The organism is Paenibacillus sp. sgz302191, assembly GCF_057749925.1.
Genome location: NZ_JBYLHY010000016.1, coordinates 58,025 through 73,896 on the forward strand (window position 1 = coordinate 58,025; position 15,872 = coordinate 73,896).

General features: G+C 44.5%; 9 protein-coding genes and 1 pseudogene. 1 reads left to right on the plus strand and 9 read right to left on the minus strand.

Annotated features, from left to right (window positions below; all coding sequences use genetic code 11):
• Nucleotides 1–7: 7 nt before the first annotated feature.
• The 5 genes and pseudogenes from AC3G2T_RS22350 to AC3G2T_RS22370 form a co-directional block, all read right to left on the minus strand.
• Nucleotides 8–553: a pre-toxin TG domain-containing protein gene (locus AC3G2T_RS22350; RefSeq protein WP_488437015.1), complete on the minus strand. Its 546-nt coding sequence runs from the start codon at nucleotides 551–553 to the stop codon at nucleotides 8–10.
• 108 nt (nucleotides 554–661) lie between these two features.
• A pseudogene (locus tag AC3G2T_RS22355) lies at nucleotides 662–916 on the minus strand (RHS repeat-associated core domain-containing protein); the annotation flags it as partial.
• A 127-nt stretch (nucleotides 917–1,043) separates the two neighbouring features.
• The gene (locus tag AC3G2T_RS22360) at nucleotides 1,044–2,096 is read right to left on the minus strand and encodes a tyrosine-type recombinase/integrase (RefSeq protein WP_488436963.1); all 1,053 of its coding nucleotides are present in this window, start codon (nucleotides 2,094–2,096) and stop codon (nucleotides 1,044–1,046) included.
• 161 nt (nucleotides 2,097–2,257) lie between these two features.
• Nucleotides 2,258–2,518 carry a hypothetical protein gene (locus tag AC3G2T_RS22365; RefSeq protein ID WP_488436964.1) on the minus strand — a complete coding sequence of 87 codons (261 nt, stop codon included), beginning with the start codon at nucleotides 2,516–2,518 and terminating at the stop codon, nucleotides 2,258–2,260.
• A gap of 14 nt (nucleotides 2,519–2,532) precedes the next feature.
• Nucleotides 2,533–3,309, minus strand: a complete 777-nt coding sequence (locus tag AC3G2T_RS22370) for a recombinase family protein (protein WP_488436965.1) — start codon at nucleotides 3,307–3,309, stop codon at nucleotides 2,533–2,535.
• Between the two features lie 208 nt (nucleotides 3,310–3,517).
• Here AC3G2T_RS22370 and AC3G2T_RS22375 point away from each other — a divergent pair, with 208 nt between their 5' ends.
• The gene (locus tag AC3G2T_RS22375) at nucleotides 3,518–3,742 is read left to right on the plus strand and encodes a helix-turn-helix domain-containing protein (protein WP_488436966.1); all 225 of its coding nucleotides are present in this window, start codon (nucleotides 3,518–3,520) and stop codon (nucleotides 3,740–3,742) included.
• A gap of 269 nt (nucleotides 3,743–4,011) precedes the next feature.
• Here the strand turns inward: AC3G2T_RS22375 and AC3G2T_RS22380 are convergent, their stop codons facing one another.
• The 4 genes from AC3G2T_RS22380 to AC3G2T_RS22395 form a co-directional block, all read right to left on the minus strand.
• Nucleotides 4,012–6,042, minus strand: coding sequence for a hypothetical protein (locus tag AC3G2T_RS22380; RefSeq protein ID WP_488436967.1), 2,031 nt, complete (start codon nucleotides 6,040–6,042; stop codon nucleotides 4,012–4,014).
• 834 nt (nucleotides 6,043–6,876) lie between these two features.
• On the minus strand, nucleotides 6,877–7,323 hold the full coding sequence (locus AC3G2T_RS22385) for a hypothetical protein (protein WP_488436968.1): 447 nt from the start codon (nucleotides 7,321–7,323) through the stop codon (nucleotides 6,877–6,879).
• 24 nt (nucleotides 7,324–7,347) lie between these two features.
• Nucleotides 7,348–12,525 (minus strand): endonuclease toxin domain-containing protein, encoded by a 5,178-nt coding sequence (locus AC3G2T_RS22390; protein ID WP_488436969.1) that lies wholly within the window; start codon nucleotides 12,523–12,525, stop codon nucleotides 7,348–7,350.
• A 141-nt stretch (nucleotides 12,526–12,666) separates the two neighbouring features.
• The gene (locus AC3G2T_RS22395; protein ID WP_488436970.1) at nucleotides 12,667–15,867 is read right to left on the minus strand and encodes a S8 family serine peptidase; all 3,201 of its coding nucleotides are present in this window, start codon (nucleotides 15,865–15,867) and stop codon (nucleotides 12,667–12,669) included.
• Between the last annotated feature and the right edge of the window lie 5 nt (nucleotides 15,868–15,872).

A 15,872-nucleotide genomic window follows, 5' to 3' on the forward strand; every position in this document is an offset into this window, starting at 1 on the left:
ATTCCCCCTAATTATTTTTAATATACTTTTTGTACTCAGCTTTTGATATTACGCCAGCGTCCACCATTTGACGCAATACATCAGCAGGGACCTCCGCTGCCGGATTACTAACTAAATACGGATGCCACCCCAGTTCTCCATCAGGTTGGAATTTAATGAGGTTTCCATCGTAAACATTATACAGTTGCTTATTTTTTTGAGATGAATATGCTGTATCAAGCAGACTTTGGCCAATCTCTTTATTAGGAATTGGATTAGGACTTCCCCAGCCGCTGACTGGATCATGCTTAGGGCTAGGCATGTATAATCTTGACTTACCTTCAATTTCTTTAAGCATTGTTTCGCCAGCGTTCGATTTAAAGAACTTGTAGACCTTGCCGCCAACCTCAACTAACCCTTCTGCTCCTTTTACAATAAGTTTGCCTTCAGGAATTATTCCAAGTGCGGCTACACCACGCTGAATACCAGTCAGTTCTTCGCCTGTTATGAAATCTGAACCGCTAACAACATCCACCACGGCTTTTGCGCTTCCATACCCAGGGGTAAGATCCACACCAAGACCAACCCAACCTTTAACCGAATTCCAACCGTTTGATAGGGCATCAGTTGCACTTTCCCAAGCACTGCTTATGTAGTCGCAGTAAGTATCTGACCCCAAACAGTGACCAGAAGGATCTACACGAGTTAGCGGATTGTTTCCCACATACGTATACAAATTCAACGTCAGAGGATTATCAATCTGCCCCTCATACGTGTCTGAGTTGATAAACCGCCCCATTGACGGATCATACCAACGGGCCCTTAGATACTGCAAGCTTGTCGTATCGTCGAATAGTTCGCCGCTGTACTTGAACGGCTGTGGTGTGTTTTCCGTTTGGCTGACGATGTTGCCCCAGATGTCGTAGGAGTAGGAGTCGGGCTTTTTCTGCTCTTAAACCCAGTAAAGCCAAGGGGCTGACTCTTCTATATCCGTCAACCCACATGTAGTACCCTGATGACAGCGATTTCAACACCCACATGTAGTCCATCGCCTTCTTGAATAATTATACAATTCCTGCATCCGTCAGTATAGCCATTGGACTAAACTTGTCATGGATGCATTTCAGATCATTCGTCGTAAACTGTACGTATTTCTTACACATGCTAATGTCGTGATGTCCAAGGATGCTTTGCAAGCTAAATAGATCGCCGCCCTCTCTCACATACATGCGGCTGAACGTGTGCCTAAACACATGTCCTGAAACTCGCTTATTGGAAATGCCCACCATATTTCCAAACTCCCTAATCCTGTAATACGCTTGGTTTTTGGATAGCCGTTCGCCATAACTTGAAAGGAAAAACGTTTCGCATGGCTTCCCAAACTGCTGCCCGTTTTCTTCCTGTAAGCTCTTCAGCAATTCTCCTGTCCTTGCTACAAAAGGGATTTGCCTCGCCTTTCGACTCTTTGAATTTTCGGCAATTACTGTAATCGTACAGTCTTGAAAATCAACTTCAGACACTTTCATTTTCAGCACTTCGCCAATTCGCATACCTGTATCGAGCATGAGATACATCATCACATAGTCCCTAAACCCTGTATATTCTTGCTGATTAGGAGCGTTCAGCAATAGCAGCATTTCTTCCTTCGTAAAGGAAGGGACAAATTCTTGTGGCATTCGCTGCTCTTTAATAAGCGATGCAATATCCGTCTTGATGTACCCTTCACGATGCAGAAAGAAGAGAAATGTCCGCATGTTTCTGGTTCGCAAATTAGTCGTGCCAATAGACAGACCTACCTTGCCTTTATACGTTTGGGCAAGCCTTTCATAGCCGCTGTATTTTTCGAGTTCAAACATCATGTAATGGATGTATTGTCGAATGATGTCCGCGCTTAATTGCTCAATGATTAGCCTTGGATGATGGATCAGTAGCCAATTATGGAAATACTTATAGCTGTCTTTATGTGTGCGTATCGTGCTTTGTCTAATGCCCTCAATCTCCTTGGCTTTGATGAAAATGTCAAAGTAATAATCCAGTGGATGAATACCGCTTGCTTCCACTTTGGTTTTTCTTCCCCTTACTCGCGCCTTTCCTTTTTGTTGGTCAACTACTGGCATGTATATGTATTCCTCCCGATGTATGTTTATTCATTCGTTCCCCCACATGTAGCCGACACATAGCAACCGCCGTTTATACCACATGTAGTCCTGCGATGTTTAAAAAAAGAATGCCTAGCGAGGTGCTAACCATTCCCGTTTTTTGTCTTTGTTAATCAATGCTAATTGCTCGTATCGCCTTTCATTTCTAAAACTAGAAGAACCTTTTCAAGCCTCAGATAAAGAAGCTCTGTACGCGTATGTAATTCAATCTGATGGATGGCGGTCATAATGTCCTCAACAGTCAGTTTATTGAATATTTTGCCGTGTTGGAACGTGTAATCCAAGATTGCATTCATGCACATTTCAGTCGTTCTGATCTGCTTGGAATAGGTATCTTCTTGCTGCACTAATTGACGGTACTTTTCAGCCAAAGCCTCCATCCTATGACCACCTTTCATATAATGGCTTGATGCTTGCCAACCGCTTGAACATTGGCATAACGGTACATGCCGCTATAGAAATCTTTGCGGTCAAGAATACGTTTGACTTGGACTTTGGTAAAGGAGTTTCCTTGCCGGGTGGTTAAGTTTTCAAGGTTCAGTTGACTTGCAATTTCCGACAAACTCCATGTCGGGCATAATTCCTTTAATTCAAATACACGTTGTACAACAGCAGCTTGTCTCTCGTCAATCTCAATAGCTTTAGAACCCTTCTTTGCCGTATAGCCAAATGCTGCCCGTCCTCCTGCATAACCGCCTTCCTTGGCTTTCTTGTTGCGGCCTTTGCCCAGTTTCATAGCAATTTCTAAGCGTTGGTAGGCGTCTAACAATTCCATCAAGCCATTAATCAAGAAGTCGGAAGGGTCTTTCTTATAAATGCTGTAGGTCGGCTGCTCAATGGACTTTACATCGACATTATGTTTCTTAAACTCCCGATGAACCAACACTTTGACAATATCGCTGCGCCATAGACGGTTAGTGTTCAAAACGACTACAGCATGAACAGATTGAGTTGCGATGAGGGACAGCATGTCTTGGAAACCCTGACGATCAACCTCCAAAGTATCCTCATCTACTTTTGCGCCACTGATACCTTCATCACTGAATACGTGCAGCAAATTCCAGCCTTGCTGCTGGCAATAGGATTCAATTTCTTCTTGCTGATAAGATAAACTGTAACCATCCTTGACTTGTCCTGATGTGCTAACGCGCACATAACCGATGACGTTCATTCCAATTTCCTCCCACCGTTACGATAATCGTAATTTCCGCAACGCTAAAACGTTGCATTCTTATTATACATCGCTTTAGCGTTGCGTTCAATGGCGAAAATGAATAATGGTGAGGTGTTCTGTTATTATTTCCTGCTTTACCGTTGCGCATAGTCCATATTTTGTGTACATTTTATTCTATAGACTTGCTACAGTAAGGAGTTTTTCAATGCCCATCCGAATTAGACTGAAAGAGATATTGGCAGAACGGAATTTGTCACAGCGGAAATTTGCTCAATTAACAGGACTTCGTTCCAATACCATCAGCGATTTGTGTTCCGAAAAAGGAAGTCGAATTTACCTCGACACGTTAGAAATCATCTGCAATACACTGGAAATTGATTTGCACGATCTTTTGGTATTAGAGCCTTTGCAAGAATCCAAGAAAGAATAGATTCTCACACAAATATGCCAAAACTCGTTAGTGCTGTCGGTCTGTATCGAAACGTTATCGTCCTTCTTCACGGTACAGTGGTGAAGTCATTAGGCATTTGTGGATAATGAGCAGTCATTTCGACCCTGCTCACGGAAGCAAAGTATGCCTTACAAATCAACCTTTTCAGCAATTCCACGTATCGCTATCGTCACACAACAAGCCGTAGCTTCTGGAACACACCAGCCACGACGAGCCTTCTCCATTCCTCGCCTCTGTCTCACCTTAGCCTAATTGATTGCCTTCTCATGCAATATCCTTCGTGGAATAATTACTGGATGAATTGCCCTTTCTTTTTGGGTTGATACATTTTCTTTATCAAGGTTGAACTGGGCTGTTTCTATGAATCCCCGTTTGTGAATAATGAACGGATAGCCTTTACTTTCAATGTGGAATCGGCTCTTCATTTCCTTATTCAATCTTGTTTTTACCAGCCCATACTTGTCGAGAAGTTCAGGCAGCAGTTTCTTCATCTGCCTTTCCCTAGCGTTTTTGCTTATCCCGTCCATCCTTTCTACGACGCCCTTTTCCGTTGTCCATCCTTGGGACGCAATTAGTGATAGGGCAAGTTGCTCGATTTCCCTACTCGCTTCCTCGCTACTTGCTGACAGCGGCTTGCCTTCCATTTTCGGATATACACGGTTGGTTTCGGCTTCTCCTAATGTCCGCAACAGCAGTTCCCTACTCCAGCCTTTCATGGTGAACCCTTTTTCCAGAAACTGTTTGGCTTTGTCCCTGCTGAATGCTAAAGACAACTCTCCATAAGATGGAATCGAGTAGAATTGTACCGTTTGCTTCTGGTTTTTCTTCGAAGCTTCGTTTCTAGCTGTCTTGAGTAAAAATTCGGGTACTTGGGAATCGGACACTTTCTCTATCAATCCCAAATACGTAAACAAACCGATTTGCTTTGCCGCCGCTTGTATGTCCTTGCCAAAACGATTTGCGATATACTGATTGCTCGCGAAAAACAGAGGATTACCGTTAGGTGCGGTAAATGTCTCAGTCACAATACAGTCTCGTGCTATCCCGTTCAGTGTGTATAATTGCGGTCTGTAATTCTGGATACGGTCGTAAACCTCTTTGTAAAATTGTTCAAACTCCTCACTCATGATGAATCGCTGGTTTTCCTCCAAAATTGCTTTTTGCTCTGTTTGCCATTCCGTTTCATAATAGGTAATCTGGTAAACATCCCGTAAGTAACGCAATGCCTGATAGCGATTGAAATTCGTTAGTAACTCAGTCAAGTGAATGATATTTTTGCCGTTCCTTCCTCCAGCATTCAGCTTGCAATGAGCGCTATAGCAATAATAAATCTGATGCCCTGATTCCTCAGCAACATAGATTCTCGCGCTTGGGTTGGTGTCTTTATGAAACAAACAAGAAAACGAGCCTTCTCTTACGCCTAGAAATCGGGATAGGCTTTGTTTCTTCAGATAGTCATATACGTCATCATGGCTATTCAATCTGACCTGTTTAGCGTCTATACGCTGTTGGATGGCTTTCGCTTGTCTGTATTGAGTAAGCATCCAATTCGGCGTTACAGGAGTAACCTCAAGGAGATGGTTCGCGGCGGGTTTCGGCACAGTGATAATAGAAGTTAGATCATTTTTCTTCTTATCACTGGTCTGAAAACCCGCCTCCCTCTGCACGGCGGCATCCGTAGAACCAGTAGACAGGGCTTCAATAATATCCTGTATGTCGTAACGCCTGTCATGTCGGGCAAGAATCGTCGCCATGAATGGATTCGCAGGGTCTTTGCGCCAATAATAATCAGGAACGCGCATTAATCGGTTCACATTCCTAACTTGCTTATCCGCATCGAAATGTTGGATTAATCGGTCTTCGCATTCATTAAACTGCTCCAGCGTTGTATCCGCTTGAACAAGCCAGTAAGCATGCAGACCGTTCCTAGTTTCCACCAAATAAGATGGAGGGAACTGGAAGTCGAAAATCTCCTTTAATTTCTTCTGCTTGTACTGCCAAACCACATCCAGCGGATGATACTCCCTATTCTGGTTTCTGCCGCAATCCAAATCCACAAATACAGCATTGATACGCTGGATGTGTTCTGCCTTGTATCCACCGCTATTCACCACGAAGAAAATTTCATAGCCTTGCTCGTTGCTTTGCTTGAGGATACGAGTGAAATTTGAGTTGTAGAGTCCACAGGCATCAATTGGTTTACTCCCTCTCTTTAAGCATCGAAAATGAATATGCCTGTCATCGAAAAAATCCGTAAAAAATTGCTCTGTTGTTACCATGTTGTCGCTTTACTCCTTTACCTTTTTTGAATAGTTACCACTTTCCTAAGAAGGATAATAATAATTCGCCTCTTGCGTCCTCCTTCCCAAATGTTGGTTTGCCTTCTTGAACGCTTCGTTCATTACTGCCTTTCTAGATGGTCGATTCTACTGAGAATTCATCGAGTCTAAAGTCTTACACTTCATATAGAGAGATGAAGCCACTTCATCAAGTGATTTTGGAGAATCGCTCATGAATACCACGAAAATATGTCTAAAATGTGAACATTATTGTTTGTCCACGAGTAAGAATCGGAGTAGAACAACTGGAATATTCCTCCCAAGCCTGCTCTGAACGCTCCCTGTGACACTGTAAGCTTGTTTTCTTTCCAATTGCAGGATTTGACTTGTATGAATGTACCGCCGCTCAGAATGCCGCTTAATGGCTTTCAATGCTATCTGGAATAAATACCATGAAAAAAACTAAAGCAAAGAAGCGGCATATTGCCGCTCCTGCTACTGATTAAAATTTCAAATTTCATTAGCCTGTCGCGGTGAAACAGTCTATCATGTAAAGCCACGAAATTGTATGAAAAGTGATATTTACTATGCCCCGTACCTCAATTCAAACATATTTACAAGTATCTTCCCTGTCACATACATGCCTGAATAAGCCCACATAGCGCGTTGAGCAGGGCAGAAGCACAAGGAGATTTATGATTCATAGCTTACCGCCGCGCCATCGTGGTATAGCGGTATTTTGCGTTAATTGGATTGTTAGCGATGCAGCGGTGGACAAAGAAAAAACCTTGCGAGGATTAGTCGCAAGGTGGTCAATTGTGGCTACATTAACATTCATTTTCTAATACACAAGTTAAATGCTTTAAGTAGGGTTTCGCCTAAAATTTGACTTGAAGCTGGGTATGTTGCTTGTAGTTTTGAAGAGTCTATACTAACGTACCCACCTCCATCAATTTTTGTTGGGGAGAATGTAATTAACTCTTTTTCCTTTAAATACTCAATAATAACATGTGTATGTTCTTTCTGAAATAAGGGTCTCGACTTAAACCCTAGAATATCCTGAACTTTTCCAGCCATATTCGTCTCCCACATTGGGCTTTCCAAAGATATATATATCGCATGTTCAAGTTGTTGCCCCAAAGACTCTTCTGTATATGGATTGACAATTGTAATTACCCTATTTGTTGCAGCATTGATTCCAATACTATTTGTTGCAGTAACATTTAAAAATATTTCGTTCTTTTTATTCATATAAGCTGTAATAACATGATAATATCGCAAACGAGATACTCCCCCATTCAATAACTACTTTATTATTGTTGTTTTGACATTAATACCATACTGACTTCCATATTCAATAGCGGCTTTTATTGTATCAATCTGTGAACTTGATAACTCAATATCAGGAATAGCTATATTTAACTCTTTGGAATCGTACATTGAACTAGTCAATGTAAACTCGTTTCCATTTACATCAGTTCCAGTAATCGAATCTGACATATCTCTTAACTTATTTATATCATTTTTTATTTGTTTAAGCCAAGAACCAGCTTTTTTATAACTATTAGCAATATCATAACTTTTCACACTAGTAACAACACGGTTCTCTAATTTATCTACAGTTGGAAAGGTTCTCCCCAAATTATTACCCAATAATTCGTCTATTTTAAGTCCTCTTGTTGACCAACCAAATCCCCAAACGTTCTCGCCCGCTTCTACGACTTGAATGGAAGACTTAATTGCCCTGGCTGAGTTATACGCTCTAATAGCTCCACCTGCATACTCCAGAGCATAACCGGCACTTTTTAGACCCATTCCCAGTTCCGCACCGGCCGGACCAAAGGCATTTAAATTATCAATCATTTCAGGTGCGCCAATATCATTAAGCGTTTCCCCATAGCTGCTGATATACCAACCCGCAAAACCCGTTACAGTAGTCCACGCATCGCCAACCCATTTCCACACATGACCACTTGGATCAGTATAAATCAAAGGATTGTTTCCTGCATAAGTATACAGGTTCAACGTCAGAGGATTATTTATCTGCCCCTCATACGTGTCTGAGTTGATAAACCGCCCCATTGACGGATCATACCAACGGGCTCTTAGATACTGCAAGCTTGTCGTATCATCGAACAGTTCGCCGCTGTACTTGAACGGCTGTGGTGTGTTTTCCGTTTGGTTGACGATGTTGCCCCAGATGTCGTAGGAGTAGGAGTTCAGTTTTGTCATTCCTGTGCTGTCCATCAGGTTGACGACGTCGCCGTGGCCATTTTGTACGTAGTAGGCTTTGCCTTTGGCGTCTTCGCGGGCTACCAGGCCGTTGCCGCGGATATAGCGTATTTGCTGTTTTTGAACGCCGCTGCTGGTGCCGTATTCGAAATAGTCGAGATTAACGTTCGTTCCGCCGGATGACGTTCCTTTCGTCCCTTTTACAACCAACTTGATCGTGTGGGAGCCCGCAGTTAAGGCATTGTTTGTGTAAATCGCTGCTTGGGGCTGCTTCGGATTGGCGTATAAATCCACATCCGCAGCGACGGTCACACCGTCCAGAACTATGTCCGCTTTGCCGGAAGAGTCGCTTTTTCGAGCTCCTACCGAGATGTAAGTGCCTGTAAAAGTAAACTGGGCGCTGGCGCCCGCTGCGCTGCTGTAGCTAACAGAACCGTTGTAATCTCCGGCGTCCGCCTGCTGGGTCCACGTTCCGGTATAGCTGATCGATGTCGATGTATGATCTGCCTTTTGCGTGGTGAGCTGTGGAATCTCTTTCTCTTCCGCTATGACTTGCGATCCGTTGTAATAGTAGTGCGTCTTTAGCCCGTTCTCCGTGCGCTCCCAGAGCAGCCCGTCCCCGTTATATGTATACGTCACATTGCCGCCGCTCTTCGTTGCAACGTTGCTTAGTCGGTTTCTTTTGTCGTAGGTATACGTTGAATTCGGGCTGTCGAATGGATTGTTCGTTGTCATGCTCGTGCGGTTGCCGCGGTTGTCATAACCGAACGTTTCACCGAACTGGGACGACGAAGCAATGCGGTTAAGCTGGTCATAGGTAAACGCGAATGATGAGCCATTTTCCGTCTTGGCAAGTTGATTGCCGTTGTTGTCGTAGGTGTAGCTAAACGTATTCAGCAGCGACCCGTCGGATTTCTTTTCGGTCAACGTGCTCAGGCTGAGTCCATCGTAGGTGAAGTCGGAGCTGACACCGTTCCCCTGCGTGATATTTTTCAAAAGATTATTGCTGTAATAGTCATACTGGGCATCCCGATCGCCCTGCGTCGGACCCACTGTCTTCAGCCGGTTCCGCGAATCGTATCCGTAGTATACGTTGGAACCGAACGGATCGTTTAGATTCGATAAGTTTCCCTGAGCGTCATACCCATATTTTAACATTCTACCATCCGGATAGGTAGTTTTATTTAACGTACCCAGCGTCGGATCGTACTCGTAGCTTGTAGTTCCGGTAACATCCGTCATACTTGTACGACGGCCGGTCAGGTCGTATCCATACGAAACAGATTCGCCGGGTACTGGCTGCCCCTGGGCGTCCAGAGCATCGGATTGGCGCAAAAAGTTCCGGTTATCGAACGTGTTTTTAAACCTCGTGCCGTTGCGGTCAAGAGTACCGATTTGATTGCCGCCAGCATCGTAGTACATTTTTTCGATTTTGCCGGTAGCATCCGACGTTTGAATGAGGCGGCCGATTTCATCGTATTTTTTCGCCTTTGTTTTTCCGTCCGGATAGGTGATTAGCAGCAGACTGCCCAGCGGATTCCACTGGTAGGATGTCATTTCGTTTTTGGCATTTTTCACGCTCGTTAGACGGTTCATGACATCGTACTGGAAGTACGTGCTGTTCGCCGGTGTTAAACCATCCGTAAGCTGCCGCACGTTTCCTGCGTTATCCGGCACCATCGTGGCTAAAACATTGGTTTTGGCAGTGCCATTAACCGTCTTGGTTTCTTCCTTCTTGACGGTACGCCCCAGGATGTCCAGGTAATCTCTCACACTGTAACCGAGGGCATCGGTTGCCGTTTTGGTGTTGGCAATGTCGTCGTATTTGGCGGTTGAAATGGAGCCATCCGGCGCTGTTACTGTAGCTTGACGGCTCCATTGATCGTAACCATAAAAGGTTCGGTTGCCCCGCGCATCCTGGCTCCAATCCATTCTCCCGTTTTTGTCGTAATGGAACGTTGCTTTGATAAGCTGGTCGTTAATGCCTGCCGCAATTTTCAGGCCGATCGGGTTCCATTTCACATACGATTGAATCCCGGTTTCATCGGTTATCCGGATAAAATTATTTAAATCGTCATATTGCAGCGAAACCGTGCTGCCATCCGGATGTGTGGCCAATGTTACCCGCCCCAGAGCGTCGTATTGGTACGAAGTCTGATTCCCTTTGCCGTCCGTGTATTTGGTCAGTTTCCCTGTATTCGGGTCGTATTCATACTGCCGGACGATGGTCGATACGTTATTATCCGCATCGCGTACCGTCGTTGACGTCTGGGTCGGATATGCGCCGCGGTAAGCCGGCGAGTATTGAATTTGAGTTATCGTATCGTTAGAGGTGCCGTTCTTGACGCGAATTTGCCCGACATTTCCGGTCGAAGCATCGAAATTCTCGTTATATATCTCGGTCAGCAAAGGGCCGGACGGACTGCCGTCATACACTTTTTGCGAAATAATTGTTGCCGGATGCGCGGCGTCCCGAGTCAATAACGTATATTGCGTTTGACCGGTGTAGATCGGCTTGGATGTGCTCACGAGCAGATGATTCGCGTCGTAGCCGTGAGTCGTAACGACTCCTGCCGGATCGGTTGACTGCGTTACGTTGCCGTAATCGTCGTATACGCTCGACGCCTGCGCAACAAATGTTGAAGCCGCTCCTTGCTGCGATTTGGTTACTTTTGTAATATTCGGCACCGGCAGTCTGCGGGTTTCGTCGTAGGTGTAGTCGGTCGAATTCGTATACGAGGTACCGCCCTGATCTTTCGCAACAGCCGTTACATTCGTGTTGTAAAATACGTCCGGCGTATCGACATCGATATAATGCTTTTTGTTCGAAAAAGTAGTCTGGGATAACCCGTCATCGATCGTCGTTGAGAAGTTCGGGATATCCGCATTGTCCGTGCTGCCCATGTCGCCGATATAGGATATATCTTTGCGATTGTATGACTGGGATGAACCGTCGGAAAAGAATACCTGATCTTCCCGCGATTTGACGCGATAGAACTGGTTGACGCCGTGGAGTACCGCTACCGCACCAACAGCACTCGTCGTTTTGATCTGCATGTACCGGGACACGGGAGAAGTTTCGTATTCGTATACGGTTTTGGACCCCGTTGGATGGGTGACTCCGGTTAACAATGCATTTGAATTATCCATGAGAGGTGTAGTACTAAATAAACTATATTTAATCGGTTTAATGCTATAATCGTAGGTCGTCACCCTTCCCATTGGATCAGTAACCGAGGCAAGAATTGTCTTGCCATTTTGCCATCCTAATTTATAAGTGATTGTTTGATTGCCTTTTGTTAATAGGACTTTACTCTCCAACTCATTATAAGTAATTGAAATCGTATTACCCGCACTATCTGTAATACTGGTTAGGCGGCGGGCTCCGTCACTTTCATAGAAAAATTGAATGTAATTGTTATAAGAGTCCGATATTTGAATGAGTTGTCCATAAGCTGAAAAATATTGATTAATTCCATTAATAGATTTTAATTTCCAATATGAATATAGCCCGCCTACGGAAATCGTCATAGGATCCGTATTCAAAGTAAGATCCTTCCATGGGTAGCCAACTATATTATTTTTATCATCTATTTTGTAAGTACCCGAACCTCCTAAATGAAGATAATTTCTTACATATCTTCCGCTTTCAATAGTGGTTTCAATGGATGAGACATTCCAGCTCCAACCTTTTCCAATCGGGAACAACTTTTCGTTATATGGTGTCTCACGAACCTCTATTTCGCTTGACAAAGCCATACTTGATAATGCAGAATCGGCAGAATCGTACGTTCTTGTTAATGTGAACGATAATCCATTACGGCCAGGAAGAGTAAACTCCTTATTGCTAGTTGAAAGCCCACCCGACAAAGTTGATACGTTTTCCTGATTTAATCCAACTGAGAACGGCGCATCGTCAGGCTTCAGGTTTACATACGAATAGTCTGGAACAGGCGGGGGAGTAGTATCCGCAGCTTGTACAGCTAGCGCTTCTTTTGTGCCGGCGCCTATAGTCTCCGCCTCATTGAGAACGATACTTTCTGCCTTTGCCGAGTTATTGATGATATGCGGTCTTATTCGTTCAAGAGCTTCTTCCACATTTCCTTTATTTTCGCCGCTTTGGTAGGCTTGTTCGATTTCCTCCAACGTATATCCCAGATTCAACAGGTTTTGGATTTCCTGATCCGTTACCGAGTAGGCTTCCTCCAGCCTCTGTTTCATTTGGTCCGAGCTTGCAGACGCCGTTGGCATCAAAGCTTCATCTTGCCGTTCTTTTTCCGCTGCATATGTCGAAGGGCTTAACTGATAGAAGGGTAAGCTGTTCAATATACATAAGCCCATCAAGACCAGTAACAGGATTCGGTGCATAATTTTCTTCAACGGTGACACCCCCTAATTACTGCTCGTTTGCTTGCCGGTTATATTTCCGTTAGCATCAAACTGGTAGTTCGTATTGTAATTAAGTGTAAACTTGCTGACTTTAAACGAGTATGGGCTCGTGGTGCTGTAGTCTCCGTTTGCCCCCACAATCTTCACGTAGTATGTCGCTCCTGCAGTAACTTGATATATGGCGTTTTCCGCGATTCCTGCTCCACTCGCTACCCCGGCAGCTACAATATTCATATTGGAATCATAAATATATACATCATAGTTTTTATCCGTTGGCGGCGTTAAAACCATGCGATCGATCCCGGTTGTCGGGGCGACATACTTATAGAAATCGACATCAGCAGCTGAGTTTATAGACGAGGTATATGCCGTATTATAATTGATCACAAAAGCTTGAGCCTTCGTATCATTCGGTTCATAGGCGTTTGGAATAACTAGCCCTGTGCGTTGCGCCGCGACGGACCATTCCATACCATCATTGACCGTAACTTTAAAGCTCCATGTACCGTCAGGTATGGCCGCAGTCGTATGAGTTAGAGCCGAACCGCTCACGATACCTGAATCGTATCCGACTGTAGCCCAGTTATCTTTAGAGCCCTGTACCCGATAGCTGGTTTGAGCTTGACCGTCAGCATCAGCATATGTCCACGTAAATGTTAGCACGTTATCATTCACTTGTTGACCGTTTGCGTACGAAGTAAGCGTTGCAATAGGTAATGTATTCGGCTTTACGTAATAAAGCGGCGAGTACGATGAAGCTCCGCCTTTGTTATCTTTGACGGCCACTCTCCAGCCATATGTCGTGCCTCTGGTTAGTATGTTGGATGGAACCGTATAGGACGTTGCTGAAGACGTTACCCAGCCGGAATCGCTAAGCAAAGTCGTGCCAGCAGCATTGTAGATTTGAACGTCATAAGCGGATTGTATATCACCGGCGTCGGGATCTGAGAACGTCCAATTCAATACGGGCGTCACTCCGGAAATAAGCGTTGGAGTCGACGCTGAAGTATTTCCCGGGATAAGGCTGCTTGGTACATTAGGGACGTTATCTACGATTATTGTGCCTGTGTACGTGGCGCTGGCTGTTCCCCAGAGTCCGTCGTTTGCTGTTACTACAATGTTGCTGTAGGAACCGACGGGAATGTTATCTGTTACGACGTTCCATTGTAGTGTCCATGGTTGGGAGGTTGATGTATTAGATATGGTTGTTGATTTGGTTACACCACCGATTGTTGCGCTGATGGTGACGTTGTCGTTGTCGTAGTCATATATGGATCCACTTAGTATAATTGTGTTACCCGTACCACTCTTATAGGAAGTCTGATTGCCAATTGACGAAAGGGAAATGGTTGGATTTTGATCTAGATAACCAACATAATATTTAGGCCAACTTGAGCCTGAGCTATCAACATACGATATTGATTTTGCATTCTGTAGGCTCGGCCAATTTGCTGTAACATCATACACTGAGTAATCCGATTGACCAGAATACATTGTCCTTAATTTTACTGTATTATCATTATATAAAACAAAATATTTAGGCCAACTTGAGCCTGAGCTATCAACATACGATATTGATTTTGCATTCTGTAGGCTCGGCCAATTTGCTGTATCATCGTACACTGAGTAATCCGCTTGACCAGAATACCTTGTCCTTACTTTTACTGTATTATCATTATATAAAACATAATATTTAGGCCAACTTGAGCCTGAGCTATCAACATACGATATTGATTTTGCATTCTCTAGGCTCGGCCAATTTGCTGTATCATCATACACTGAGTAATCCGCTTGACCAGAATACATTGTCCTTACTTTTACTGTATTATCATTATATAAAACATAATATTTAGGCCAACTTGAGCCTGAGCTATCAACATACGATATTGATTTTGCATTCTGTAGGCTCGGCCAATTTGCTGTAACATCATACACTGAGTAATCCGCTTGACCAGAATACATTGTCCTTAATTTTACGGTTGGTCCAACTGCAGCTGCGAAAAAATTCCCATATACATTATTATAGACACTACTTGTAACATCAGGGTCTGACTGATTGTTGACGGCAACATTCGAAGTGCTGGAGACATTAAGCAAACCATAACCATATACTGCATCCTTACCAATAATCCCCAGATCAGAAGTATGCACATCCAACAAACTACGTAATTTTGCATTTGCTTCAGTGAAGTTTTGTTGCTTCAACAACGCCGCTTCCCCCGTCACAAAAGCCGCAGCCATCGACGTACCGCTGAGCGATGTGTATCCATTACTCAGATACGTACTCGTGATCCCGACTCCTGGCGCAACAACTTCCAACTCGCTGCCCGTCGATGAAAACGGTGCACGCTGGTTGTTCTGATCGACGGCCCCGACCGATATTACCGAGCTGTATTTGGCCGGATACTGGATCGTATCTCCCGATCCGTCCGCATTCCCCGCGTTGCCTGCCGATGCCACCACCAGCAAGCCGCTGGAATATGCTTTATCAACCGCATTGTGCAACGCCGGTGAATCCACGCTTGTCGCAAAGCTGAGATTGACGATATCCATTTTATTGTCAATGGCCCAATCGATACCGGCGATCACATCGGATAAATAACCCGCTCCGCGCGAGTTCAGCACCTTTACGGCGTATAACGATGCATCCGGCGCCTTGCCGACGACTCCGACATCGTTATTTTTTGCGCCGATAATTCCCGCTACATGCGTGCCATGTCCGAAATCGTCGTCATATGAGGTCGTATAATCAACGAATGATGCCCCGCCTGCAACCGTTAAATCCTCATGATTCAACGAAATGCCGGAATCGAGTACGGCTACCTTAACGCCTTTCCCGGTAAAACCGTTGTTCCAGGCATAAGTCGCTTGAGTTGCGGTAATCCCCCAATCCGCGGTTTGAGCCGTAGATTGCAGCAAAATATCCGGCTCCACCGATGCGACGGACGGGTCTTTTTTCAGGCTCTCGACCTCTGCCGCATCCAGCGTAATAGCCGCCGTCGGAACGCGTTTATGTTCTCTTTTTAGCTTGCCTTTTGATTTTTGAATGACTTTGGCATCTACTTTATTTTTGAATGTTACGACATAGCGCTTCTCCCCACCGGGTTTTTGTGACGCAGCCTCAATGCTACCCATCGGCACCAGAACAACGGATACAATGAGGGCAAGGCAAAACATTGAAATTTTTTTAAGCACTTTGAACACGATCC

Excerpts from the sequence above, each read along its gene's own strand:
- AC3G2T_RS22360 (WP_488436963.1), bottom strand. The coding sequence starts at position 2,096 with ATGCCAGTAGTTGACCAACAAAAAGGAAAGGCGCGAGTAAGGGGAAGA.
- AC3G2T_RS22365 (WP_488436964.1), bottom strand. The coding sequence starts at position 2,518 with ATGGAGGCTTTGGCTGAAAAGTACCGTCAATTAGTGCAGCAAGAAGAT.
- AC3G2T_RS22370 (WP_488436965.1), bottom strand. The coding sequence starts at position 3,309 with ATGAACGTCATCGGTTATGTGCGCGTTAGCACATCAGGACAAGTCAAG.
- AC3G2T_RS22375 (WP_488436966.1), top strand. The coding sequence starts at position 3,518 with ATGCCCATCCGAATTAGACTGAAAGAGATATTGGCAGAACGGAATTTG.
- AC3G2T_RS22380 (WP_488436967.1), bottom strand. The coding sequence starts at position 6,042 with ATGGTAACAACAGAGCAATTTTTTACGGATTTTTTCGATGACAGGCAT.
- AC3G2T_RS22390 (WP_488436969.1), bottom strand. The coding sequence starts at position 12,525 with ATGCCAACGGCGTCTGCAAGCTCGGACCAAATGAAACAGAGGCTGGAG.